Below are 25,701 nucleotides of genomic sequence, written 5' to 3' on the forward strand. Positions count from 1 at the left end.
AGAAAATAAACGTTTTCTTTTCTGGGAATAAACAGTTACTGCTAGGTGAAACCATATACAACGGAGGGATGAAAGATGAATGTTACAATTAAGGATGTTGCAAAACTAGCCAATGTCGCTCCCTCCACTGTCTCAAGGGTGATAGCGGACAGCCCGCGTATTAGTGAAAAGACGAAAAAGAAAGTAAGAGAGGCGATGAAGGAGCTTGGCTATCATCCAAACTTTATTGCTCGTAGTTTAGCGAACAAATCAACACAAGTCATCGGCTTAGTGATGCCAAGTTCTGCTGATAAAGTGTTTCAAAATCCGTTTTTCCCAGAAGTGATTCGCGGTATCAGTAAGGCGGCTCATGAAAAGAAATATGCCTTACAAATGTCGATTGGAGAGAGAGAAGACGATATTTACGATGGTGTGATTGAAATGCTCCAAGGCAGAAGAGTGGATGGGGTTATTCTTCTTTATTCGCGCATGAACGATCAAATTACGAAATACTTACAGAAGAATGGCTTTCCATTTGTTGTGATTGGAAAACCGCATAAAAAAACAGAGCAAATTACTCATGTGGATAATGATAACTATCGTGCAGCAAGAGAAGCGACAGAGCATTTAATTGAACTTGGGCATGAACGAATTGCGTTTGTCGGCGGTAATTTAAATTATATGGTGACAGTGGATCGTTTGCTAGGTTATGAGAAAGCATTAAAAGATGCTGGTTTACCTTATCGAAAAGAGTATATCGTTCATGAGGAGTTTTTAAAAGAAGGCGGCCAAGAGGCTATGAAAGAACTTCTCTCTTTGGAAGAACGACCAACAGCTTTAGTCGTTGCCGATGATTTAATGGCGCTTGGTGTATTAAATACACTAGATGAGATGAAATTGCGCGTTCCTGAAGATATTTCGATCGTCAGCTTCAACAATGTGCTGTTATCGGAGTTTTCTTGCCCGCCGCTTACTTCTGTTGATATTAATATTTTTCAGCTCGGCTATGAAGCGGCAAAAAGCTTAATTCAAAAAGTCGAAAATCCAAATGAACCAATCAAACGCATTATTATTCCTCATACATTAATTAAACGATGTTCATGTGGGTATTTCCGAAAGTAAAGGGGCTAACCCAAAAGCAGAGTGTCAGACCACACAACACTATATAAGACACAACATTGGATAAATGAACGATATATGGTGAAATGTACGTGAGGTCAGACACTGATGGGACAGCCCCTTTTTTGAACATTTTTATGTTATAGATTGATAACATTTTGAATATATTATATATTTAAAGGAAATAGATTATTACTAAAATTTAAAATCTATATATTGCTTGTTATTTCATTTGAATGATTCTCAATCATATAACTACTTTCTATGATTGTTAATAGAATGAATAACACAAACACTAAATTTCTTGTTTTATAGAAAATGGCTCTTTGAAAGCTGAATATGGTTGACAAGTAAGGTGTGTATGAAATCGATACACTTAAAAGGGAAGAACGGTGAAAAGCCGTCACGGTACCCGCCACTGTGATGGGGGAGTATCATTGCAACATGCCACTGAAAACGATTTCGGGAAGGCGCAATGAAGCGATGACCCTAAGTCAGGAGACCTGCCTTACTTGTGTTTTGTACGGATGCCTACGGGACTTATAGGTAGACGTGCGGTAGAAATGCGGTTTTTATGATGGACGATCACGAGAATGCTATGATTATTTTTCCTGTAATGGTTGTTGCAATGATAATTTTTATTTTGTTTATCCTGATTATTCGTGTTTTTTTCTGCACCTCTACTTATAGAGGTGCATTTTTATTGGAATATAGCTAGGAGTTTGTCTACTACTCTCCAGAAAAACTAAATTCTGTCGAATTGGAACTACCATCCGAGACGGTGTTTCGCTATACGGACAGCTATGGTGTGAGCGAGCCTGCTGCCAAGTTATACAGCGGAGCAAAATAACTGGAAGTAGTGAAGAAAAAATCGGGAAATATAACCGTTTCCATTGCACTGATTCGTTACGAAGGGGGAAAATCTATGAAACATCGCAGGATTGTTATTGCTGGTACGGGCAGTGGTGTTGGCAAAACAACATTAACCATTGGAATCATGGCAGCATTGCGGCAGAAAGGCTATGCTGTTCAAGGCTTTAAATGCGGACCGGATTATATTGATCCCACTTATCACGCTGCGGTCACAGGAAGGTCATCACGGAATTTAGATAGTTGGATGCTGAGTTATGAGATGGTAAAAGAAATTGTCCGGCGCGGAAGAGAAGGAGCGGACATTTCCATTATAGAAGGCGTAATGGGGTTTTTTGATGGGAAAAAACCAACTAGTAATGTGGGAACAACAGCAGAAATTAGCCTCATTACAAAAAGTCCTGTTGTATTGATTGTGGATGGTTCCGGAATGGCGCGCAGTGCAGCAGCAATTGTGAAGGGATTTCAACAATTTGCAGAGGGTGTGAATCTTGTTGGCGTTATCGCCAACCGTGTTGGCAGCGAAGGGCATTTTAAAATCATTAAAGCTGCTGTTGAACAAGAATGTGGGATTCCTGTCATTGGTTTTCTCAAAAAGGATGATGCCCTCACCATCCCTGAACGCAATTTAGGATTGGTTCCTTCTGTCGAGCGTGGCGAACTAAATGATTTTTTCGCACGATTGGGTCAACTTGTATCAGAAACTATTGATATGGAGCAATTGCTTACGTTAGCGGAAGCACCAGAGCTAGATGGAAATCCATCTTTGTTTGAGAAAAAGGAACAACAACATGTGCGTATTGCAGTTGCCAAAGACTCTGCATTTCATTTTTACTATCAAGAAAATCTCGAACTGTTAGAGGCATATGGTGCGGAAGTAGTGACGTTTTCACCATTGAGCGGGGAACCGCTCCCTGAACACATTGACGGTCTATATATTGGTGGAGGCTTTCCAGAAGAATTTGCTGAGCAACTGTCGAAACAGCAAAAGGTAAAGGATTCTATTAAAATAGCCATCGAAAACGGACTGCCAACGTTGGCAGAATGCGGGGGATTTATGTTTTTAACAGAGGCGATTGTGACGACAAATGGAAATCGCTATGAAATGGTCGGCGTGATTCCGGGAATGGTGAAAATGCACAATAAGTTAGCGGCGCTTGGATATCGCGAAGTAAAAGGAGAAGAAGGCAATTTTCTGCTTACGGGAACTATGAGTGCAAAAGGGCATGAATTTCATTATTCGACGTTTGAGCCGAAAAGCAATATTCCACATGCCTATGAAGTGAAAAGCTTAGGCGGTACAAAAAAAGATGGCTATATGAAAAGAAATTTAGTCGCAGGCTATATTCATTTCCATTTTGGTTCTTGTCCAAAAATGGTAGAAAACTGGATTAAGCAATGCAAGAAGGTGAACGAACATGTCTAGGGCTCTTCCAATCATGTTTCAAGGCACTCATTCAGACGTTGGAAAAAGTGTGTTAACGACCGCATTTTGCCGCATTTTTGCTCAAAAAGGATGGAGAACGGCTCCGTTTAAATCACAAAATATGTCATTAAACTCGTATGTAACAGTCGATGGGAAAGAAATAGGCCGGGCTCAAGGAATTCAAGCGGAGGCAGCTGGAATTGTAGCAACAACGGATATGAACCCGATATTAATCAAGCCAAGTCGCGATAATGAAGCACAAATTGTGGTTCATGGAAAACCCTATAAAAATATGAAGGCTTTAGACTATCGTGGAGAATTTTTCTATACCGGATTACAGCTGATTGAGCAGTCGCTAAATACGTTAATGTGTACATATGACAGAATTGTTATTGAAGGAGCAGGAAGTCCTGCAGAAGTCAACTTGAATGATCGCGAATTAGTAAATATGCGTGTTGCACGCATGGCAAACGCCCCTGTTATTTTAATCGGCGATATTGAAAAAGGCGGAGTGTTTGCTAGTTTAGTAGGGACGTTGCAGCTGCTAGAGGAAGAGGACCGAAAAAGAATAATCGGTGTCATTATTAATAAATTTCGTGGTGATATTCAGCTTTTAGAACCAGGTTTACAATGGTTTGAACAATATACGGGTGTCCCTGTTCTTGGTGTTGTTCCTTACTTACAAAATTTAAATATAGATATGGAAGATTCTGTAGGGTTAAGTCGATATACAACAAGTCCTAATAAAGAAAAAGACATCGATATTGCCGTCATTCAATACCCAAAGATTTCAAATTTTACAGATATAGATCCTTTGACGATTGAACCGGATTGCCATGTTCGTTTCGTGACAAAGGCAGAACAATTACAACAGCCGGATTTAGTGATTCTGCCGGGAAGCAAAAATACGATTGAGGATTTTCTTTACTTAAAAGAAAGCGGACTTGCCCAGAAACTGAAAGAGCTGTATGAAAAGCGTCAATCTTTTATTATTGGCATTTGCGGTGGATATCAAATGCTTGGCTATAAAGTTTCCGACCCTTTCCATATGGAAACGACAATTAAGCAAGTGAAAACTCTTGGATTATTGCCGATTTGGACAACAATTACGAAGGAAAAGACGACTGTGATTTCAGAAGGAACGTTACACTTTGCTGGAAAAACAATGAAAGTGAAAGGTTATGAGATTCATATGGGACAATCTGAATTAAGCAACAAATGTGAATCCTTAATTGAAATGCAACACCGCAGGGAGGGTTGTAAAACTCACGATGAGCGGGTGATTGGTACGTATTTTCATGATATTTTCCATAACGATGAATTCCGGGAAACATTGTTAAATCATCTTCGTCATCAAAAAGGGCTGGTACCTATCAATAATCGCATTTCTTTTCAAACATTCCGCGAAGAAGCATTTAATCGTTTAGCTAATCATGTGAAGCAATATGTAAAAATCGATGTGATTGAAAAGAAAATGGTTGAATTTCAACAAAGGGAGACAAAACAAAGATGAATTTATTAAAAGAAATCCTGGCTTTAAATAAAGAGAAAGGTGCCCAAGTACGTTCTCATATTAATCAAATATTTCCTGCCTGAGGTAATTATTGTCGGACAAGTTGTACAGTTAAGGGAAAAAATAAAATGGTTTGTCGAACAATTTGAACTAGCTTATACGTAAAGGCGCGATGAAAATGAGCAATGTTCAAGGATTGGTAATCGTCTATACAGGTGATGGGAAAGGAAAGACAACGGCTGCGCTAGGCTTAGCGTTGCGTGCGGCAGGTCATAAAAAGAAGGTATTGATTATTCAATTTATTAAATCGCCAAATCGCATCTACGGTGAAAAAGTGATGTTTCAACAACTAGGGATTGAAATGTACCAAACAGGAGTAGGCTTTACATGGACGGGGACGCCGGAAAGGCATCGTGAAGCGTGGGCGTTTACGAAAGAGAAAGTAATGGCAGGTGAGTATGATGTCGTGATTTTAGATGAGTTAAATAATGCACTTTCGATTCAAAGGTTTCCAACTGATGATGTTTTACCGTTTAATGAAGTGCTTGAGTTGATTCAAAAGCGACCAAAAAGGGCACATCTAGTGATTACAGGAAGAGCGGCGAAACAAGAAATCATTGATTGTGCCGATTTGGTGACAGAAATGAAGCCTATCAAACATTATTATGAACAAGGGATAGATGCAGTAAAAGGGCTTGAATTTTAACGTTCTTAATTGAGAAGTCTCCCACCTCTTAAACAAGTGCAGGTGGGAGAGATACATTTTGTTAGATTCATCGTTTGAAGATTCCAGCGGTTGTCGTGGCCAGGCAATTCTTATCCATTCACAATCTTCCCACCATTGACATGAATCATTTGCCCAGTAATGTATGAAGAATCATCGCTGGCTAAAAACACATAGCTTGGTGCGACTTCTTCAGGCTGACCTGGCCGCTTCATTGGCGTATTAGAACCGAATGTTGCAACTTGATCGCTTGAAAATGTAGATGGGATTAACGGTGTCCAAATCGGACCAGGAGCAACACCATTGACACGAATTCCTTTTTGAACAAGAGACTTTGCTAATGAGCGTGTGAAAGTAACAACCGCTCCTTTCGTTGCCGAATAATCAAGAAGTTGCTCATGACCCTCATAAGCAGTAATGGAGGATGTATTAATAATCGAGCTTCCTTCTTTTAAATAAGGAAGTGCCGCTTTTGTTAAATAGAAATAACCGAAAACGTTCGTGCGAAATGTTTTTTCAAGCTGTTGTGACGTAATATTTAACAAGCTGTTTTGAGGATGTTGCTCAGCGGCATTATTGACAAGAATATCAAGTTGACCGAAAGCATCAACGACTTGTTTTACCGCTTGTTTACAAAAATGCTCGTCACCGATATCCCCAGCGATAAGTAGACATTGTCGTCCTTCTTGCTCGACTTGTCTTTTTGTTTCTTCGGCATCTTCATGTTCATTAAGGTAGATAATCGCTACATCGGCGCCTTCTTTCGCAAAATAAATCGCCACTGCTCTGCCGATTCCGCTGTCCCCACCGCTGATTAAAGCTACTTTATTTTTTAATTTCCCGCTTCCCTGATAGTTCGGATCCTCGGAAACCGGCTGTGGATTCATTTCCGTTTGTAATCCAGGTTGTTGAAGTTGATGCTGCGGTGGTAATGTTGTCGTAAGTTTATTTGCCACTTTTCTTTCCCTCCTGTAAAGTGTTCATCATTAGTTTTAGTATGGGGAATTTATGAAAAAATATTTTAATAAAAAAGCCGAAGCATTTCGCCTCGACTTTTTATAGAACGTTAAAATATCTTGCTTCTGGATGAGCGAAAACAATCGCTGATACAGAGGCTTCCGGTTCCATCATGAATCCTTCTGTTAATTCAATTCCGATTTCTTCTGGATGCAATAGACGGAACAGTTTTTCTTGGTCTTCCAAGTTTGGACATGCCGGATAGCCGAATGAAAAACGCTGGCCTTGATATTTCGCGGCAAATCGTTCCTGCATTGTCATATCTGGGCTGTCTGGGAAGCCCCAGCGGTCGCGCATAATTTGATGAATGCGTTCTGCCAATCCTTCAGCCACTTCTAACGCCAATGCTTGAACGGCGTGGCTGCGCAGGAAGTTTCCTTCTTCTTTCCAGCGCTGGGCAAGTTCGCGAATACCTTTCCCTGCGGTTACTGCGAAAAAGCCGACATAATCGATTTCTCCGCTATTCACTGATTTCACATAATCGGCTAAACAAAGATAAGGCGATTTTTGTTGCCGTGGAAACTCAAATATCTCAATCACTGTTTTTTCATCAGCAGGGGAGTAAATATAAAGTTTATTGCCATCGCTTTGCGCAGGAAAGAACTGATAGACAGCTGATGGAACAATCCATTGTTTTTTTTTTGCTTGAATAAGCAAATCATCAATTAATTCCTTTAGCATCATCGCTTTTTCGTCTTTCTCTTCAAGCAAAGAATTTACTTTTCCTTTTAAGCCGAGATGGTGACCTAAAAGCATTTGCCAATTAATATATGGCTCGATGTGAGATAGAGAAAAGTCTTTGATCACATGGCGTTCTAAGTCGTATGGTTTAAAAACAGGTACGGTTGTTGAAACATTCGATTTTAGAATAACAGTTGCTTTTGTTGCAATATTTTGGCTCATTGTCTGTTGTTTCTGCTTTGAATAATCGATTTCACCTTGCTGGATGCGATTTGCCAAAGCTAAGCCGTCCATAGCATCTTTGGCGTATAGAACAATCCCTTCGTATTCAGGAGCAATTTTGTTTTCTGTAAATTTTCGCGATAACGCTGCACCGCCGACTAGAATAGGTGTAGATATTCCTGCCTGCTTAAGGTCTTGGGCCGTAACAACCATTTGCTGTGCCGATTTGACAAGCAATCCAGAAAGACCGATAATGTCGGGCTGTTCGGATTTAACTGCTTCAATCAGTTGCTGTGGAGTTACTTTAATCCCTAAATCAATGACTTTAAATCCGTTGTTGCTTAAAATAATATCCACTAAGTTTTTGCCGATATCGTGAACATCTCCTTTTACGGTTGCAAGCAACACTTTGCCTTTAGAACTGTCTTCCGTTTTTTCCATATATGGTTCTAAAAAGGCGACAGCAGCTTTCATGACTTCAGCGCTTTGCAACACTTCGGCAACAATTAATTGATTATCATTAAACAATCTTCCGACTTCATTCATCCCATCCATTAACGGACCATTGATGATTTTTAGAGGATCAGCATATTTTTGTAATGCTTGTTCTAAATCTTCAAATAACCCTTCTTTTGTTCCTTCCACAACATAGTTGGCGAGCCTTTCTTCTAATGTTAACGTAATTTTTGGCTTTTTCGCTTCCTTTGTTTTATCGCGGTAAAAGTCAGTAAACTTTGCCAATGTTTCATCAGTGGTGTTAAATAATAACGCTTCAGCAAGTTTTACTTCTTCAGCGGGAATCGAAGCGAATCGTTCTAGTTTTTCCGTATTCACAATCGCATAATCCAACCCGGCCTGTGTGCAATGGTATAGAAAAACAGAGTTCAACACTTCGCGGCCAGCTGGAGGCAAGCCAAAGGAAACATTGCTAATACCGAGAATCGTTAAACATTGTGGCAGTCTTTCTTTAATCAGACGAATTCCTTCGATTGTTTCCTTTGCTGAACCAATATATTGCTCATCCCCCGTGCCGACCGGAAATACAAGCGGGTCAAAAATAATGTCGTGCGGAGCAATTCCATATTTGTTGACAAGTAAATTATAGGAACGAAGGGCGATTTCAAGCTTTCTCTCTGCTGTAATGGCCATTCCTTGTTCATCAATTGTTCCGACAACAACAGCCGCACCGTATTTTTTTATGAGAGGAACCACTTTTTCGAACCGTTCTTCGCCATCTTCTAGATTAATAGAGTTAATAATGGCTTTCCCTTGTGAATAAGACAGGGCGCATTCAATCACTTGTTCGTCGGTTGAATCAATGACAAGTGGAACTTTTACTTTTTTCACTACTTGCTGAATGAATTTTTCCATATCTTCTTTTTCGTTACGGTCCGGATCAGCCAAGCAAATATCGATGACATGAGCGCCGTTTTTCACTTGGGCACGGGCAATTTCCGCTGCTTCTTCATACTTTCCTTCGGCAATTAATCGTTTAAATCTTCGCGAGCCGATGACGTTTGTCCGTTCACCAACGAAAAGCGGACGCATCGTTTCATCATAAATGAGCGGGTCGATGCCAGATACAGCGTGTGTGCCAAAAGACGATGGAATCGGACGCGGCGGGATCTCTTTTACCGCTTCGGCAATTGCGCGAATATGCTTCGGTGTGGTACCGCAACAGCCGCCAACAATATTAAGCCAACCTTTTTCGGCAAAATGTCTCACTTTTTTTGCTAAAATGTCTGGCGCTTCATGATAATGCCCTTCTTCATCGGGCAGTCCAGCATTTGGATAGCAACTCACCGCTGTATTTGCAAGTGAGGAGAGAGTGCGAAGATGGTCGGTCATAAACTCTGGTCCTGTTGCACAGTTCAATCCGACTGCAATCGGATTCATATGTTGCAGTGAAATAAAGAATGCTTCAATATTTTGTCCGGCAAGCGTCGTTCCCATTGGTTCAATCGTGCCAGACACAATAAGTGGTACTTTTCTTCCGAATTTCTCAAAGGCGCGGGAAATTCCGAGAAATCCGGCTTTAACGTTCAGCATATCTTGACACGTTTCAAGAAGGAGAGCATCAACGCCGCCAATAAGCAGTCCGTGTGCTTGTTCTTCATATGCTTCAATGAGCTGCTCGAAGGTAATTCCACCAGTGACGGAAAGTGTTTTTGTCGTTGGTCCCATTGAGCCAGCAACGAAACGCGGCCACTCAGGGGTGGAGTAGCGGTCGGCTGCTTTTCTTGCCAGTTTTGCTGATTGTATGTTCAGTTCAAAGGCGAGATGACCAAGTTCATATTCATCTAACACAATGCTTGTCGCCCCGAATGTATTTGTTTCAATAATGTCGGCCCCAGCTTCTAAGTATGCATCGTGAATGCGTTCAATAACATGAGGAGCGGTGAGCGATAAATATTCATTGCAGCCTTCATATTGTTCTCCGCCGAAATCATCAGCGGTTAATTGGAAACTTTGAATCATTGTTCCCATCGCGCCGTCGATGACAAGAATTTTCTTTTGCAATTGTTGTTCCAATAGAGTACTAGACATTGAAAATCTTCCTTTCTTGTCCTGCTTTTTCTTTTTCATGAATGTAATTCGCAAGTTCTACTGTCATCTCATAGCGCAAAAATGGCGTAATCAAGTAGATACCATTAAACAATTCAAACGCTGCATCAATTAATGACTTAGCAATGGCGATTCCTTCGCGTGTCGATTGAATGGGGTCGTTTGCGCAGGCGGCCATGCGCGCCCGTATCTCGTTAGAAAGGATAATGCCCGGTACTTCATGGTGGAGAAAGTCCGCATTACGTGCGCTTGTTAATGGCATAATTCCGATATAAATCGGGACGGACAAATGTTTCGTTGCTTCGTATACTTCTTCGATTTGCTTTTCCGAGTAAAGCGGCTGTGAGATGAAATAATGTGCACCGCAGCGAATTTTCTTTTCAAGCCGCTCAACCGCTTTATCGAGGTAGCGAACATTTGGATTAAATGCTGCTGCAATCGAAAAGTTTGTTTTTTCACCGAGTGGTTTGCCGGAATAAGATAACCCTTCGTTAAATTGACTGATTAATTGGATTAAATCGAATGATGATAAATCGTAAACAGACGTAGCTCCAGGAAAATCGCCAATTTTTGACGGGTCTCCTGTAATAGCAAGTACATCGGTAATGCCGAGCGTATGCAAGCCCATTAAATGCGACTGCAGGCCAATTAAATTGCGGTCTCGACACGTAATGTGAATCAAAGGACGGAGACCAAGCTGTTCTTTTACGATCATGCCTAGAGATACATTGCTGATGCGCGGTGTTGCCAGTGAGTTATCGGCTAATGTGAGTGCATCAATATTTGATTCTTTGAGCGCAGTTGCTCCTTCTAAAAACTTTGTAATGCCGAGCTTTTTCGGCGGATCAAGTTCAACAATCACAGACCGTCTTTGTTTGACGATTTCATGTAAAGACGGTTTTTTATTAGGAGAGGAAGCTTGAACAGAAACAACGATATTTCGCTCTTTTACTTTTTTTTCGATGACTGGTTTTAATCCTTTTAACGCTTTCGCAATCGCTGCAATATGTTTAGGTGTTGTTCCGCAGCATCCTCCGATTAAGCGGGCGCCTTGTTCGCGAAAAGCTAAGGCTGTTTCTTCAAAATAACTTGGGTTTGTTTCATAGACAAGGCGGCCGTCGCGATAATCCGGCAAGCTTGCATTCGGATAGACGGATAGAAACGCTTTTTTCGGAAGCGGCACTTCTTCAAGCGAGCGAATCATATGATACGGCCCTAAGTGACAGTTCAGCCCAATAACATCAGCACCAAATGTTTCAAGCTGGTCAAATGCATCAGCAAGGTGTATGCCATCTTGCAACACGCCCACTTCATGGAGAGTCACATGGGCAACGATTGGTTTATCTGTTTCTTTTCGGGCAATAGACAAAACGGTTAACAATTCCTCTAAATCGTAATATGTTTCTAGTAAAAGTCCGTCAACATCTTCAGACAATAGGGCATATAATTGTTCGCGGAATGTGCGTTTCACTTCTTCAAGCGTAATGGCTGTCTTTTTAATGCTTCTTAAACCACCGATTGTCCCAAGTACGTAGGCGCGTCCTTTTGCTGCTTGCTTCGCGATACGGACAGCAGCTTGGTTTATTTCTTTTACTTGGTCTTCCAAGCCATAGCGGGAAAGCTTCACATAGTTGGCTCCATATGTATTTGTTTGAACAACGGTTGCTCCCGCTTCAATATAAGCTTTGTGTATATACAAAATTTCTTCTTGCCGCGATAGATTTAATTCTTCAAAACAACTATCTACGCCATGGGAATAAAGAAGCGTTCCCATGGCACCGTCGGCAATTAAAATTTGCTGTGCTAAATCGTCAAGAAATCCCAAGTCTCTTCCCTCCACTTCATTGTAAAAATAAAAAAGCCTTCTAAGAAGAAGACTTTTTTATTGCTCATTCCTCTTCTTATCTTCCAAGCGAAACGCCTGTCTGGATTTAGCACCTTGACTTCGAAAAAGCGAAAAGATTGTGGCCGGATGTTGCTCTTAAGGAAAAACGTATGTATTGGGGCATAACGAGCAAATTTCATTGCTTCGGTTTTCCCTTAAGAGATTTTTTCGCTGAAGTCGGTTGCTGAGGGTTCATTGGGCCAGTCCCTCCCCCTCTCTTGATAAGAAACTGCTATTTAGTTGTTACGAAACGATTTATATATAATTTAAATAATTTTCGGAAAATAATCAACTATTAATTTACGATTCTGCCATTCAAAAGAAAAAGAGGCTGACTCAAAGCGAAGTGTCAGACCCCAGAACACGATAGCTAGGATATCACATTGAATCCATAAACGATCTATCATGAATGGCATGTGAGGTCAGACACTTATGAGTCAGCCCCTTTTTTGTTTTAGCGATAGTTGACAAATTGAACATCAATCGGCAAGTCAGCTTCACGAATCGCCGCAATGACTTTTTGCAAATCATCTTTGCTTTTGCCGCTGACGCGAATTTGATCATCTTGAATTTGGCTCTTTACTTTTAAGCCAGTATTTTTAATAATCGTGTTAATTTTTTTCGCATTGTCTTTGTCAATGCCTTGGACAAGTTTGGCGCGCTGGCGGACTGTACCGCCAGAAGCGGGCTCTATTTTTCCATATTGAATATTTTTGGTTGGAACGCCGCGCTTAATGAGTTTGCCGATGAGCACGTCTTTCAACTGCTCTAACTTAAATTCATCATCAGAAATCAGGACGAGTTCGTCTTTTTCTAAAGAAATATCGCTTTTGCTTCCTTTAAAATCATAACGGTTTTGAATTTCTTTCATCGCGATATGAATAGCATTTGTTACTTCAGATAAATCAACTTTGGATACAATATCAAATGAGCTTTCTTTTGACATATGCTACCTCCGAAAAGTTTGGTCGTTTGCCTACATTATAGTAAAATATAGCATGCGAAACAACTTTTACCGAGTATGAAAAGAAAGAAGGAAGATTATGAATTTATTATTGCCTGGAAGTGTAGTTACGTTAACTGTAAAGAAAATAACCTCATTTGGGTATTGGTTAACAAATGGAAAAGAAGATGCATTTCTTCATAAAAGGGAAACAGAAGAAGAGCTTCACGTAAATGATGAAGTAACTGTATTTTTGTATCGCGACAATCGCGGACTATTAGTGGCAACAGCAACGATTCCAATGATTACGAATGAACGCTATGACTGGGTGGAAGTGGTTGAAGTTGTCCCAAAGCTTGGTGTCTTTGTTAATATCGGCATTTCTAAAGACGTTCTTGTTTCTCTTGATGATTTGCCGCCTTTTGAAGAACTTTGGCCGATGCGCGGTGATCAATTATACTGCTCATTAAAAACGGACAAGCGTGGTCGTTTACTTGCGAATTTAGCTGAGGAAGAAGTGATGCAGGAAATCGCTGTTAAAGCAACGGAAGCGGAATTTAACAAAAATATTCGTGGGCGTATTTACCGCTTAATCAAGGATGGCTCATTCATGATATCTGATGTCGGATATCTTGGATTTATTCACCACTCTCAACGACGAAAAGAGCCACGCCTCGGTGAATTAGTCGAAGGCCGGATTATCGGGGTCAAAGAAGATGGCACAGTCAATGTTTCGTTATTGCCGCGCAAACATGAAAGCATTGATGAAGATGCAGAGAAAATTTATCAATATATGGAAAGTCGCGGTGGAGCAATGCCATACAGTGATAAAAGCGACCCAGATGATATTAAAGCACGTTTTAACATGAGCAAGGCTGCCTTCAAACGGGCTTTAGGAAGATTGATGAAAGAAAATAAAGTATATCAAGAAGCTGGATGGACATATTTTACGAAGAATCAATAAGCCGAAGGAGCTGACTCATAAGTGTCTGACCTCACTCAAAATCCATAATATATAGTGTTCTTATCTAACGCTATGTCCTATATATTGTGGTTGTGGGGTCTGATACTTTGCTTATGGGTCAGCCTCTTTTTTTTATAAAAAGAGTAAAAAAATGTAGATCATTGTCGATAAAATAGTATGGTTGAATATTTTGGGAAGGAGTACTTGCAAGTGAGAAAACATCTAAAATCGACAATCTATTTATTACTTATGCTATTGATAACACTTACTTTTATAGTTGGCTGTTCTCGAAATAATAGTATGGAAGAAAAAGAGAAAATTAAAATTGGGATTATGCTTTCTGAGGTTGGTTTAGGAGACCAATCTTTCAGCGATTTTGCTTTTAAAGGTTTAATGAAAGCACGGGATGAATTAGGAATTATTTTTGACTACCGCGAACTCAAGGATACGAAAACGTACGAGCAAGGATTAAGAGAACTTGTCAAGGACGGAAATGATATTGTCATCGGCCTTGGCTTCATGGTTCAGGAAGACTTAGAGAAAGTCGCTAAAGAATACCCGGAGCAAAAATTTGTTTTAGTAGATTCCATTTCTCATTTAAAAAATGTAACATCGATCACTTTTAAAGAAGATGAGGGAAGCTTTTTAGCGGGAGTTGTAGCAGCATTAGCGACGAAATCAAATAAAGTAGGGTTTATCGGGGGGGACGATGTTCCACTTATTCGCAAGTTTGCGGCTGGTTTTGAAAGAGGGGTAAAGGCGGTCAATCCGAACATTCATGTTCATATCACGTATGCCGGTGATTTTGGAAATGCCAAACTTGGAGAAGAGATCGCGAAAAAAATGATTGCGGAAGGTTCCGATGTGCTATATGCTGCCGCTGGATTAACCGGGGTCGGTGTCCTTCGTGAAGCGGAAGTGAACGGAGTGTATGCCATTGGCGTTGACAGCGATCAATATTTTTACGCGGAAAAGGCAGTTGTTACTTCGATGATGAAAAATATCGATGTCGCTCTTTTTAAAGTGATTAAAGAATATGTGGAAAAAGGTTCGCTGCCAGAGGGGAATGTTGAACTAGGTTTATCAGAAGATGGAGTTGGTTTAGCACCTATTCGAGTGATAACGTTTACCCCGGAACAAGAAAAAACAGTCGAGACTTGGAAAGAAAAAATTGTTAACGGAGAAGTGGCAACAAAGTAAAAGAACGGAGGCTTTTTTATGACTATTCGAATCAAATTGTTGCTTAATTCGATGATTGCGTTACTCGCAGCGGTTGCGATCATCGGCTTTATTATCTTTCACATGCTATCGATTCAGTCGACCAATAAAGATGTCGTTCCGATTTTGCTAACGGTTCAAGAATTGAAAGCAAAAATGAGTGCAGCAAAGCAAAGTTTAAATAACTTTTCTTACAGTATGACGGAAGGAAACAAGCAAGAAGTCATGACACAAATGGAAGAAACGAAAAAATTAATGAAGAAATTAGAAAGTATGCTTAAGCAAAAAGAGTTTACCGCTTTGCTGAAAAAAGCAGACAAAAAATATACAGAGGTATACGATTCCACAAGCGATGCCTTAGAAAAGCGTGATGCCGCTGAGATAAGGCGCCAATCCATGCGGATCGAAGGAGCGTTAAATGATATTTACTTGCTCCATTTAAACGCGGATTATTACTATAAAAGCTTGCAAAACGAACTGCAATCACAAATTCGATTTGTTATTTGGACATCGTTAATCGGAATGATTACTCTTATTGTCATATCAGGTGCCATCAGTTTAAGACTTACTTATTCAATTACGAAGTCATTGCGAAATTTAGCGGAAAATGCCAAACAAATTGCTAGGGGCAATCTCGTAATTGAGCCTATTGCTTATAAACATAGCGATGAATTAGGAGCGTTGAATGAGGCCTTCTCAACGATGGTTGAGCAATTAAATACATTGCTACATTCTGTCGATATAGCAAGTAAACAAGTGGAAACTTTTGCAAAGGAAATCGAACAGGAAAATAAAGTGCTTATGGAAATCAATCATCAAGTTGCTTTATCGACAAACGAACTGTCGGCAGGGGCACAAAGCATTTCTGAAGAGTTGCAGCAAGCAGTCGAGTTAATTGAAAAAATGGATGAAACATTTACGGAGAATGTTGAGCGGACAGAGCAGACAGCTTTATACAGTGAAGCAGCAGTCGAAGCCGTTTATAACGGGCAGAAAGCGATGGAACACCAGCTTCGTTTTGTTCGTGAAAGTTCGGAAGCAACACAATCGATTGAAACAGCAGTGAAAAAATTTACAAGCTATACGGCTAAAATTGAAAACATGGCAAAAGCCGTCTCAGACATTGCCGGACAAACAAATTTACTCGCTTTAAATGCGGCAATTGAAGCAGCGCGTGCCGGAGAGGCCGGCAAGGGATTTGCCGTTGTTGCTGAAGAAGTGCGTAAATTGGCTGAGGAATCAGAAAAGGCGACGAAACAAATTTTTGAAATGGTTTCTCATATTAAAAGCGGCTTAGCAGATGTTTCCGCGGCTGTTGAACAAGGGGTACAAATCGCTGAAGAACAGTCCAAATCTATTGAAACAACAACGGCAGCATTTACAGAAATCGAACAAAAAGTTCAAGGGATTTCAAGCGATATCCAAGCACTTGTCTCCGGAATGATCGAATCCAAACAACTTGGCGGTCAAGTATTGCAAAACGTAGAAAGCATAAGTGCTGTTGTCGAACAATCAGCAGCTGGCAGTGAAGAAATTTCTGCTTCTGCGTCAGAACAATTAAACGCTTTTGAAAAAATGGCAGATAAAGTAATAACATTAAGACAGTTAACGGACGATTTAAACAGTGCAATGGCAAAGTTTAAAACAAAATAAGAAGCTGTCTCATAAGAGTCTGACCTCACACACAAATCATTACATATTGTGGTTTGTGGGGTCTGACTCTTTGTTTTTGAGACAGCCTTGCTTTTATAAATGGTTCGTTTTTTTGGAGTATTCGTGTTTGCCTGCCTGGCGATTTTTTTCACGAAGCATATTTTTTTCATGGTGTTTTGCGTTATTGTCAAGGGCCTTTTTATCATTATCGCTCGTATGAGACATCGATTTGCCACTCCTTTATGCGTTGTTGTATAGGAGTAGTTTTTCCGCCGTATGCATTTCTATGCTTCCATTTGTTTATTTAAGAAAAAGAGAGCGACTGTTCCTGGGCCAGCGTGAGCACCAATTGCACCGCCAATCGGATAAACGAGAAAGTCAGTACAGCCAAATTTTTCTTCTATTTGTTTCTTTAATTCTAAAGCAGCTTCCTCATCATCTCCGTGACTGATGCCAATCGTTTGCTTTTGTAAATCGACTCCGCGCTCTTCCATTAACTCAAGCATGCGTTTAAATACTTTTTTGCGGCCGCGAATTTTTTCAAGCGGGATTAATTTTCCGTCTTCGACATGAAGAAGAGGTTTTATGTTCAACAGTCCGCCGACAAATGCAGAAGTTTTGCTGATTCGTCCACCGCGTGCCAAAAATTCTAAATCGTCAACGGTAAAAATATGTTCCATATGGCGGCAATATTCGGAAACCGTTTCACATAGTTGTTCATACGGCATTCCTTTTTGCGCGAGTTGGGCCGCTTTAGCGACAACTAATCCTAAGCCGAGAGAGGCGCATTTTGAATCAATAATCGTTAGTTGAAAATCTGGGTATTCTTCAAGCACTTCAGCGCGAATCATCATTGCCGTTTGATATGTACCTGATAATTGGGAAGAAAACGCAATATAAATACAAGGGCGCTTTTCTTTTGCGTAATGTGTAAACACTTCTTTCAGTTTTAATGGACTTACCTGCGATGTTTTGACAATTTGACCACTTCTCATGGCATCGTATACTTGCTTTGGCTGAATTGTAATAAGGTCTTCATAATCTTGGTCATTCAAACGCACAATAAGTGGTATTAAAGTAATGTCATGTTCTTGCAGAAAAGAGTATGGCAAATCGCAGCCGCTGTCCGCTAAAATTTGAATCGACATGATGTTCACCTTCTCTCAAATATGATAAAATTTCTTCTGCTTTAGTTAGTGTAACGATTATTTAGGAAAAATACAATTTTTAATTTTAAAGTAATAAAGCAGCTATGGTAGAGCAACAGGAGGTAAATGATATGATTTGGCTGCATGTGAAAAAATTTGCGGTTGTATTAATTGGAGCACTTCTAAATGCGATTGGTATGAATTTGTTTCTTATCCCTGCAAACGTGTATACAAGCGGATTTGCTGGGCTTGCCCAGCTGACATCTAAACTTGTTGGGGATTATACGCCTTATGAAATTTCAACAGGGATATTGTTGTTTATTTTAAATATTCCGGTGGCGATTTTAGGATGGAAACGAGTCGGAAAGTCATTTACATTTTACAGTTTTCTAAGTGTAGTTCTAATGTCATTCTTCCTTGAAATCATTCCCATTCAAGCGTTATCATCCGATATTTTGTTAAATGCGGTGTTCGGTGGTGTTATCGCAGCAGTCGGCATTGGTTTAACGTTAAAATGGGGAGCTTCGACAGGGGGATTGGATATCATTGCTTTAGTATTATCGCATCTAAAAGATCGTCCGATCGGTATATACATTTTTACGTTGAATGCCGTCATTATTTTAACAGCGGGATATGTGTACGGATGGGAACAAGCATTATATACGCTCGTCACTCTTTATGCGACAACCCGCGTGATCGACTCCATTCATACACGCCACCAAAAACTGACAGCAATGATTATTACAAGTAAAGGCGAAGAAATGAAAAAAGCGATTCATGCCAAGCTTGTGCGAGGGATAACGACTGTTCCGGCCAAGGGAGCATTCTCTAAAGAGGATAAAGATATGTTAATAATTGTTATTACACGATATGAATTGTTTGATTTATCGCGGATTATTAAGAAAGTAGATCCAAAAGCATTCACGAATATTGTACAGACAACAGAAGTACTGGGATTGTTTAGAAAAGATATTGGGTGACATCATCAGAAACTGCCGCAACTAAAAATGACGTATGGGCGGCAGTTTCCTTTGTTTGAAGTCAAGTTATAGCACTATTGTGTAATCTTATCAAGATCTTCCTGAAATTGACGCAATTGTGCTTGCTCTGCTGTTGTTGAGTTTGCATAGGCAGAGGAAAGAGCATTTTTTGCCATCTCAACGGCATGCTGCAAATCAACAGAAGACTGTCCATTGGCCGCTTGTTTGGCAATCATGACCGCTTCACGCGCTTTTTGGAATAATGGATTTCCCATTGCTATGCGCCCCCAAGCGAAGATTCAACCGCTTGTTTTGCTTTTCGCTCTTCCGCTTCCGCATATGTCATATGGTAAGGGATTCGTTCATCATGTTTTTCAACAGCGTCTACGCTTTGTTGAATAAAACGTTTGGATTTACTGCTTTTACCCAAGGCGCATTCCCCCTTAAAGAAATGGAAAAGCTGATTCATGACAAGGAGACATTCTTTCCAATAGAAGTAGTTGGAGAGATTTGTCTCTAAGCTTTTGATCAGCTTCCATTGATAGTGTAACCGTGCAATCCAATTTTAATAAGGGAATGTTTAACTTGGAGGCTGCTTACAACTTTAGCAGCGATTTTAAGTAAATACCGATCCCATCTTCCTCATTTGTTTTTGTTACATCGCGGGCGATGGCTTTTAGAGGTTCAATCGCATTACCCATAGCAACGCCATAACCTGCCCATTCAATCATTTCTAAATCGTTGTCCTCATCACCGAAGGCAATGACCCGCTCTCTCGGAATTTGATAATATTCCGCAATACGTTGCAGTCCTACCGCTTTATGAATCCCTGTACGGACGATTTCAATGATATGCCATGGCGCGGCCCAACGGCGATGGTCGATGAGGTGGGCATGCACCTCGGATAAATAGGTACGAATTTCCTCTACATGTTCTTCATCAGCATGAATCAAAATACAAGTAGGGTCTTTTCGTAAAATTTGCCGCAAATCACCGATTTGGACATGTGGATTGCCTAAATTAAAGATATCAAGCAATTGTTCATCATGCTCGTGAAGGTATACATCATCCATAATTTCTGCCAAAATATTTTTGACATTATATTTTTCGCTCACTTCAATAATTTCTTTCACTGTTTCTAAATGAAGAGGAGTATGGTACACTCCCCAGCTGTCATCTTTTGGGTGATGAACAAATGCACCGTTAAAATTGACAATTGGAGTTGTTAGTTCCAGCTCTTCATAATACATTTTGCTGGCGCGGTACGGACGACCCGTTGCGATGACAATCATGTGCCCAGCTTCTTTTGCTTTAAAAAGTATTTCTTTTGTGTAAAGAGAAATCGTTTTATTGTCTTTTAATAATGTTCCATCCAAATCTAAAGCAATTAAATATTTTTCCATAACGACTCCTTTATATCATCATAATTTTTTCTAATTTGAGTGTAACTCTTTTCCAAAATTTTTGTCCACATGTTAAACTAACGTTAGAAAGGGAAAAAGGAGTTAGAGAATATGGTTGTCGTTCAAAATGAGAAAATAGCTCATATTCCAGTTTTGCATGTGGTCAAGGAAGAGAAGAAACATGAAAAATTGCCGCTTATCATCTTTATTCACGGTTTTACAAGTGCGAAAGAACATAATTTGCATTTTGGCTACTTGCTTGCTGAAGCGGGATATCGCGTGATTTTGCCGGATGCACTTTATCATGGGGAACGCGAAGAAAATTTAACAGAGAAACAGTTGCAGTTTTCGTTTTGGAATATTGTCATTAACGAAATCGCAGAAATAGAGCAGCTCAAAGAAGAGCTTGCTGCGAAAAATTTAATTAATGAGCAGCGTATTGGCTTAGCAGGCACGTCCATGGGAGGGATCACAACATTTGGTGCTTTGACAAAATATCCGTGGATTAAGGCAGCTGTCTCACTCATGGGAACTCCTTGCTATGAATTGTTTTTCCAATTACAAATTGATGAAGTAAGAAAAAGAAAACTTAAGCTTCCTTTATCAGAAGAGGAATTGAAGAAAGAAAGGGAGCGTCTCGCTGCTTATGACCTTTCATTGCAGCCAGAAAAGCTAAAAGGGCGCCCATTGCTTATTTGGCATGGACGGCTTGATCAAGTGGTGCCTTATCATTATACATATGAGTTTTATGAAAAGATAAAACCTCTTTATGCCCAAAACGAAGCGAATTTAAAATTTATTTCTGATGACAAAGCAGGACATAAAGTAACAAGAGAAGCATTTTTAGAAACGGTGAAGTGGTTTATACAACACGTCTAACCGATCAAAAAAGGCTGACCTAAAGCGAAGTATCAGATCCCACATACCTGTTTGGTAAGTGCATGCTATATTGTGTGTGAGGTCAGACGCTTATGGGTCAGCTTTTTTTACATGCTTAGAGGTTTGCTCTGCTTTTTTTTTCTTATAGCACTGAAAGCAATATAACATTTCTTTTTCTTCGCTTATGACACCGTTTAAAAAACCATGCAAACAATGAATTGGTTTGCCGCATCTCGAACAAAAACCGATGAACTCCTCCAACCGCCACTCCCCTTTCATGAGCGTTGAGAATCTACACAACGAATGGTGATGTCCATTACTTCGGTAAACAAGCGTAGCGATTATGATGTGTATATAAACCATTATAATATAAGGGGAGCTTATTTTATGAGTTTATTTACGGCAAAATTCATGTTTCTGCTTATGACCTGTGCTTACGACACCCAATGATTTTCCGCTATAAAGACAGGAAAAGTACTGGAATGGATGAATGACCATGCCCCGTGTCCTCTTTATTTATGATGGAACGGGAAAATCAATTGACATGGGAGCATGTAGAAGAAGGTCTGGAAATTTGGTGGGCGGTGATTAGGAATAAGGGATAAACTTGGCAGGGGCTGACCCAAAAGCAACGTGTCAGACCCCACAACCATAATATATAGGATATAACAAGGAATAAAAACGCGATATATTGTGGATTTCGCGTGAGGTCAGACACTTATGGGGCAGCCCCTGAAACTCTCAATTTGAGGATTATGGATTTTGCATTTGATTTTTCTTTAAACGATTCTCTAAAACGTGGATCATATAAAGGAAATGTTCTGCTTCCCGTACAACGTGGTCGGCTAGTAGCGGATTAATAACATTTTTAATTTGGCATGTCTTAATCAATTCAAGTCCTGCTTTCTTAAAGTTAAGTAACTCTGTTGCAGCACTTTCACTATCCTTATTCATTTTTCCTATAATCGGATAGGTCGGTTGTTTGTTATATAACATAGATTCGACATCTCTGGCTTGATTCAAAAGTGTTTCAAAATCATCAGCAAACCCTCTAGCGGTTGTAACTAACTTTCGTTCAGATTGATCTAACAAAGAAGAGATAAAGCGAGAATGTTCCATCATAATTCGAAGCCAGAATACATTTTCACTGATAATGGCATCTTGAATAGGTTCTAAAATACCTTGATTAAATTTTTGTAAAGTTCTTATAAAATATTCGGCTTCACGAGCTATATGGTCTACAAGAAGGGGGAAATTAAAACCACTAACTTTACAATTAATGATCAGGATTAGAAGATTTCTCTTGAAATTTCTAAAACCGTAAACTAGCTGAATACTATCCTCATTTAATTTTCGTACAGCTTGAACGGTTTCGGGAGTTTGATATGCTCTTTTTTCAAGTTGTTCAAAGTAGTTGTAAAAATTGTCTGTTTGCTGTATTAAATGTTTGTCTTTCCGATTAAATCCTTCTCCAAGAAATAAAGCATGTTCTTTCATAATTCTAAGCCAAAACTTATTTTCAGTTAGCGAACGGTCAATAAACTCCTTTTCTGTTAAAGATTCAGGTGGAGTTGCTTTTGTTTCTGGAGGAATTAACATTTGATTTTGGGAACCAGTTGCAAAGTGACCAGGTATCCGTGGAGGATTCTGCAAATTTCCCACTCCTTTTTAGATAATTCAAGTTATCTAAAATTATATTTATACAGCCATTCTTTTATGTGTTTTGAAAGAAAAAGATTGTTAAACTAAGGTGAACCGTCTCACAATTACAGGAAAAAATAATATTCCTTTTAGATAAGGAAAGCTTTTCTTTTTGTTTTTTCATGTTACAGTAATACAAAAATTCCTGAATGGAGGAGTGAACGAAGGTGAAACAGATTGCAGGAGCGGTTCTTGCTGGCGGTGAGTCGCGGCGCTTTGGCAGTCCAAAAGCGTTTGCGAAACGGGAGGAAAACTATTTTTTTCAGTTTGCGGTAAATGCGTTGCGCCCATTTGTTCAAGATATATATATTGTTAGTCACCCATCTCTTGTGTCGCGTTTTCAACAAATGACGATCGACAAGGTAGTGATTGATGAGGAAATGTATCGCGGCCAAGGTCCGCTCGCTGGAATTTATACGGTAATGCAGCGAACTGATGCGGAATGGGTGTTTGTTCTTCCTTGTGATATGCCGTATATACGCGCAAGCACAGTTGCAAAGATGATGGAATATATCGATGAACAGTTTGATATTATCGTGTCTGCTCATTTCGGCGACATTCAGCCGTTAGTAGGTATATACCATCGACGCACCGTTGAGCATATTGAGCAATTGCTCGAGACGAAGAACAATCGAATGATGTCTCTATTGGAATGTTGTCGTGTTCGCTATGTGAATGAACAAGATTTTTTAGAAGATAAAATCGTTTTTCGTAATATTAACAATCGAGAGGAATATGACAATTCTATGACATGATAAATATTGTGATGGAATGTCACTATGCTGCAATGGACGGTAGAAGCTTATTTTGTGATAGTATACCGTGAGCCTTGAAAGATTGAAAAATTCATACAGATCATTTCCTAGTTTACCAATTTATATGCTATACTAGCAGTTAACATACATGTTGTTCCCTTATGAAAAAGACGTTTGTCATCATTATAGTGAAACATATCACAAGCTAATGTTGAATGATTTTATATTATAGAAAGAGGTTGGCAAACATGACGCCGGAATTTTGGACGCCGATTGGGCTGTCCATAAAGGTCTCGCTCACAGCTGGAATAATCGTATTGTTGGCAGGGATTTTCGCAGGAAAATTCATGTCTCGCCACCGTTTCAAAGGGAAAATCATCGTAGAAACTTTTTTTATGCTTCCGCTTGTTCTTCCACCGTCAGTTGTTGGGTTTTTGTTAATCATCTTTTTTGGAAAAAAAAGTCCGATTGGAAAAGCAATCGAGGCGATTTTTCACCATCCGGTCATGTTTACATGGTGGGCAGCTGTCATTGCTTCTGTCGTTGTCTCTTTTCCTTTAATGTACCAATCAGCAAAATCAGGATTTGAATCGGTCGATGAAATGGTGGAGGGAGCGGCACGGATAGATGGTGCAAACGAATATCAAGTATTTTTCTATATATCGATCCCTTTATCGATTAAGACGATTGTTTCTGGGGCGATTTTATCGTTTGCTAGAGGATTAGGGGAGTTTGGCGCTACTCTCATGTTTGCAGGAAATATCCCTGGAAAGACGCAAACGATCCCGACAGCCATTTTTGTTGCCATCGAATCTGGAAATATGATGATGGCTTGGATGTGGGTATTAGTAACAATGGTTCTTTCTTTTTTATTGTTATTATGTTCAACTATTTTTAAATGATCATATAAATGTGTTAATACCGGTTAATAGGAGTGGCACTTTATGAAACGGGAAGACAACCAAATGATCGATCGATTAGGTCGTCCGTTAAGAGATTTGCGCATCTCTGTTACGGATCAATGTAATTTTCGCTGCGTTTATTGTATGCCAGCGGAGATTTTTGGTCCTGATTTTCGCTTTTTACATCAAAATGAATTGTTAACCGTTGATGAAATGACGATTATTGCGGAGTGCTTCGCCAATTTGGGAGTTGAAAAAATTCGTATCACAGGAGGAGAGCCGTTACTACGAAAGGATTTGTCTGTTTTTATTGAAAGATTGACAAAAATAGAAGGGATTAAAGACATTGCTTTGACAACAAACGGAGTACATTTAGTAAAGTGGGCGGAAATTTTAAAGCAAGCTGGATTACAGCGTGTAAATGTAAGTCTTGATGCCCTTGACGATGAAGTTTTTAAGAAAATGAACGGTGTTGGAGTAGGGGTTGCCCTGATTTTAAAAGGGATTGAGGCAGCAAAAAAAGCGGGATTGAAAGTAAAAGTAAACATGGTCGTAAAAAAAGGTTTGAACGATTCACAAATTGTACCGATGGCTCGCTATTTTAAACAGGCGGGTATTACACTTAGATTTATTGAGTTTATGGATGTAGGGACGTCAAACGGATGGGATTTTTCTCAAGTTGTCACGAAAAAAGAGATATACGAACAAATTTGTCAATTCCATTTGCTTGAACCGATAGAGTCCGCTTATTTTGGCGAGGTGGCTAGTAGATATCGCTACGTAGGTACGGATACAGAAGTTGGGTTTATTTCTTCAGTTACGGAATCGTTTTGCAAAAGCTGTACAAGAGCAAGAGTTTCTGCTGATGGAATATTATACACATGCTTATTTGCCTCAGAAGGAGTATCGCTAAAGGAGCTTTTAAGACAGGGAGCTGAAAAAGTGCTTATTGAGGAATTGATTATCTCGACATGGAATAAACGGAATGATCGATATTCTGATGAACGGACAGAACAAAGCGCAAAAGAGCGGAAAAAGATTGAAATGTCTTATATTGGGGGATAAAGAGCCTTACTGCGTAAGTTCTTACGTTAACTTAAATACGATAAAAAAGCGGACTGACTCAAAATGAATGGGCCATTCCGTTTTTATTA

At 39.7% G+C, this 25,701-nt stretch carries 23 protein-coding genes, 1 pseudogene and 2 riboswitches; of the genes and pseudogenes, 13 read left to right on the forward strand and 11 right to left on the reverse strand.

The features are described 5' to 3' along the window. The first annotated feature begins 75 nt into the window (after positions 1-75). The 5 genes and pseudogenes from HNQ85_RS11515 to cobO all read left to right on the forward strand — a co-directional run bounded on the left by HNQ85_RS11515 (position 76) and on the right by cobO (position 5,613). Complete coding sequence (locus tag HNQ85_RS11515) at positions 76-1,101, forward strand: LacI family DNA-binding transcriptional regulator (protein ID WP_181537866.1); 1,026 nt, start codon at positions 76-78, stop codon at positions 1,099-1,101. A gap of 333 nt (positions 1,102-1,434) precedes the next feature. Next, positions 1,435-1,623, forward strand: a riboswitch (cobalamin riboswitch). A 193-nt stretch (positions 1,624-1,816) separates the two neighbouring features. Then, positions 1,817-2,008: pseudogene (locus tag HNQ85_RS17625) on the forward strand (cobalamin biosynthesis protein); the annotation flags it as partial. Between the two features lie 15 nt (positions 2,009-2,023). After that, entirely contained in the window at positions 2,024-3,394 is a 1,371-nt protein-coding gene (locus tag HNQ85_RS11525; protein ID WP_181537868.1) for a cobyrinate a,c-diamide synthase, read from the forward strand. After that, positions 3,387-4,907, forward strand: a complete 1,521-nt coding sequence (locus HNQ85_RS11530; protein WP_181537869.1) for a cobyric acid synthase — start codon at positions 3,387-3,389, stop codon at positions 4,905-4,907. Before HNQ85_RS11525 ends, HNQ85_RS11530 begins: the two co-directional genes overlap by 8 nt. 178 nt (positions 4,908-5,085) lie before the next feature. Next, positions 5,086-5,613 carry a cob(I)yrinic acid a,c-diamide adenosyltransferase gene (cobO, locus tag HNQ85_RS11535; RefSeq protein WP_181537870.1) on the forward strand — a complete coding sequence of 176 codons (528 nt, stop codon included), beginning with the start codon at positions 5,086-5,088 and terminating at the stop codon, positions 5,611-5,613. 110 nt (positions 5,614-5,723) lie between these two features. Here cobO and HNQ85_RS11540 read toward each other — a convergent pair whose 3' ends face one another. From HNQ85_RS11540 to HNQ85_RS11555, 4 genes are all read right to left on the reverse strand, one after another. Continuing rightward, positions 5,724-6,587 (reverse strand): SDR family oxidoreductase, encoded by an 864-nt coding sequence (locus HNQ85_RS11540; protein ID WP_181537871.1) that lies wholly within the window; start codon positions 6,585-6,587, stop codon positions 5,724-5,726. Positions 6,588-6,687: 100 nt separating this feature from the next. Next, positions 6,688-10,098, reverse strand: coding sequence for a methionine synthase (metH, locus tag HNQ85_RS11545; protein WP_181537872.1), 3,411 nt, complete (start codon positions 10,096-10,098; stop codon positions 6,688-6,690). Continuing rightward, entirely contained in the window at positions 10,091-11,941 is a 1,851-nt protein-coding gene (locus HNQ85_RS11550) for a bifunctional homocysteine S-methyltransferase/methylenetetrahydrofolate reductase (RefSeq protein ID WP_181537873.1), read from the reverse strand. Before HNQ85_RS11550 ends, metH begins: the two co-directional genes overlap by 8 nt. Positions 11,942-12,014: 73 nt before the next feature. Next, positions 12,015-12,229: riboswitch (SAM riboswitch) on the reverse strand. Between the two features lie 226 nt (positions 12,230-12,455). Beyond that, a complete protein-coding gene (locus HNQ85_RS11555; RefSeq protein ID WP_181537874.1) occupies positions 12,456-12,947 on the reverse strand; it encodes a YajQ family cyclic di-GMP-binding protein in 492 nt (163 codons plus the stop codon). A 97-nt stretch (positions 12,948-13,044) separates the two neighbouring features. Here HNQ85_RS11555 and HNQ85_RS11560 point away from each other — a divergent pair, with 97 nt between their 5' ends. From HNQ85_RS11560 to HNQ85_RS11570, 3 genes are all read left to right on the forward strand, one after another. Beyond that, entirely contained in the window at positions 13,045-13,908 is an 864-nt protein-coding gene (locus HNQ85_RS11560) for a CvfB family protein (protein WP_181537875.1), read from the forward strand. 249 nt (positions 13,909-14,157) lie between these two features. Then, positions 14,158-15,108, forward strand: coding sequence for a BMP family lipoprotein (locus tag HNQ85_RS11565; protein ID WP_181537973.1), 951 nt, complete (start codon positions 14,158-14,160; stop codon positions 15,106-15,108). A gap of 18 nt (positions 15,109-15,126) precedes the next feature. Next, complete coding sequence (locus tag HNQ85_RS11570) at positions 15,127-16,779, forward strand: methyl-accepting chemotaxis protein (protein WP_181537876.1); 1,653 nt, start codon at positions 15,127-15,129, stop codon at positions 16,777-16,779. A 93-nt stretch (positions 16,780-16,872) separates the two neighbouring features. On the opposite strand, the gene HNQ85_RS11575 is transcribed toward HNQ85_RS11570, so the two are convergent. Both HNQ85_RS11575 and HNQ85_RS11580 read right to left on the reverse strand, forming a co-directional pair. Further along, on the reverse strand, positions 16,873-17,004 hold the full coding sequence (locus HNQ85_RS11575) for a DUF3941 domain-containing protein (protein ID WP_181537877.1): 132 nt from the start codon (positions 17,002-17,004) through the stop codon (positions 16,873-16,875). A gap of 59 nt (positions 17,005-17,063) precedes the next feature. Then, the gene (locus HNQ85_RS11580) at positions 17,064-17,927 is read right to left on the reverse strand and encodes a DegV family protein (RefSeq protein ID WP_181537878.1); all 864 of its coding nucleotides are present in this window, start codon (positions 17,925-17,927) and stop codon (positions 17,064-17,066) included. Positions 17,928-18,058: 131 nt separating this feature from the next. Here HNQ85_RS11580 and HNQ85_RS11585 point away from each other — a divergent pair, with 131 nt between their 5' ends. Then, complete coding sequence (locus HNQ85_RS11585) at positions 18,059-18,907, forward strand: YitT family protein (RefSeq protein ID WP_181537879.1); 849 nt, start codon at positions 18,059-18,061, stop codon at positions 18,905-18,907. Positions 18,908-18,981: 74 nt separating this feature from the next. Here the strand turns inward: HNQ85_RS11585 and HNQ85_RS11590 are convergent, their stop codons facing one another. From HNQ85_RS11590 to HNQ85_RS11600, 3 genes are all read right to left on the reverse strand, one after another. Further along, positions 18,982-19,182, reverse strand: coding sequence for a DUF3813 domain-containing protein (locus HNQ85_RS11590; protein ID WP_181537880.1), 201 nt, complete (start codon positions 19,180-19,182; stop codon positions 18,982-18,984). Positions 19,183-19,184: 2 nt separating this feature from the next. Next, entirely contained in the window at positions 19,185-19,337 is a 153-nt protein-coding gene (locus tag HNQ85_RS11595; protein WP_181537881.1) for a hypothetical protein, read from the reverse strand. A gap of 166 nt (positions 19,338-19,503) precedes the next feature. Further along, positions 19,504-20,310, reverse strand: coding sequence for a Cof-type HAD-IIB family hydrolase (locus tag HNQ85_RS11600; protein WP_181537882.1), 807 nt, complete (start codon positions 20,308-20,310; stop codon positions 19,504-19,506). A gap of 111 nt (positions 20,311-20,421) precedes the next feature. On the opposite strand from HNQ85_RS11600, the gene yjfP reads away from it, so the two are divergent. Then, entirely contained in the window at positions 20,422-21,189 is a 768-nt protein-coding gene (yjfP, locus tag HNQ85_RS11605; RefSeq protein ID WP_181537883.1) for an esterase, read from the forward strand. A gap of 90 nt (positions 21,190-21,279) precedes the next feature. Here the strand turns inward: yjfP and HNQ85_RS11610 are convergent, their stop codons facing one another. Together HNQ85_RS11610 and HNQ85_RS11615 are read right to left on the reverse strand one after the other, a co-directional pair. Further along, the gene (locus tag HNQ85_RS11610; protein ID WP_181537884.1) at positions 21,280-21,450 is read right to left on the reverse strand and encodes a hypothetical protein; all 171 of its coding nucleotides are present in this window, start codon (positions 21,448-21,450) and stop codon (positions 21,280-21,282) included. A gap of 492 nt (positions 21,451-21,942) precedes the next feature. Beyond that, the gene (locus HNQ85_RS11615) at positions 21,943-22,788 is read right to left on the reverse strand and encodes a DUF2935 domain-containing protein (protein WP_181537974.1); all 846 of its coding nucleotides are present in this window, start codon (positions 22,786-22,788) and stop codon (positions 21,943-21,945) included. Positions 22,789-23,057: 269 nt separating this feature from the next. On the opposite strand from HNQ85_RS11615, the gene HNQ85_RS11620 reads away from it, so the two are divergent. The 3 genes from HNQ85_RS11620 to moaA all read left to right on the forward strand — a co-directional run bounded on the left by HNQ85_RS11620 (position 23,058) and on the right by moaA (position 25,612). Next, positions 23,058-23,645 (forward strand): NTP transferase domain-containing protein, encoded by a 588-nt coding sequence (locus HNQ85_RS11620; RefSeq protein WP_181537885.1) that lies wholly within the window; start codon positions 23,058-23,060, stop codon positions 23,643-23,645. 248 nt (positions 23,646-23,893) lie between these two features. Next, a complete protein-coding gene (gene modB, locus HNQ85_RS11625; RefSeq protein WP_181537886.1) occupies positions 23,894-24,547 on the forward strand; it encodes a molybdate ABC transporter permease subunit in 654 nt (217 codons plus the stop codon). A 42-nt stretch (positions 24,548-24,589) separates the two neighbouring features. Further along, a complete protein-coding gene (gene moaA, locus HNQ85_RS11630; RefSeq protein ID WP_181537887.1) occupies positions 24,590-25,612 on the forward strand; it encodes a GTP 3',8-cyclase MoaA in 1,023 nt (340 codons plus the stop codon). Positions 25,613-25,701 lie beyond the last annotated feature (89 nt).

The sequence above is a fragment of the [Anoxybacillus] calidus genome, assembly GCF_013760845.1.
Taxonomy (GTDB): Bacteria; Bacillota; Bacilli; order Bacillales; family Anoxybacillaceae; genus Paranoxybacillus; species Paranoxybacillus calidus.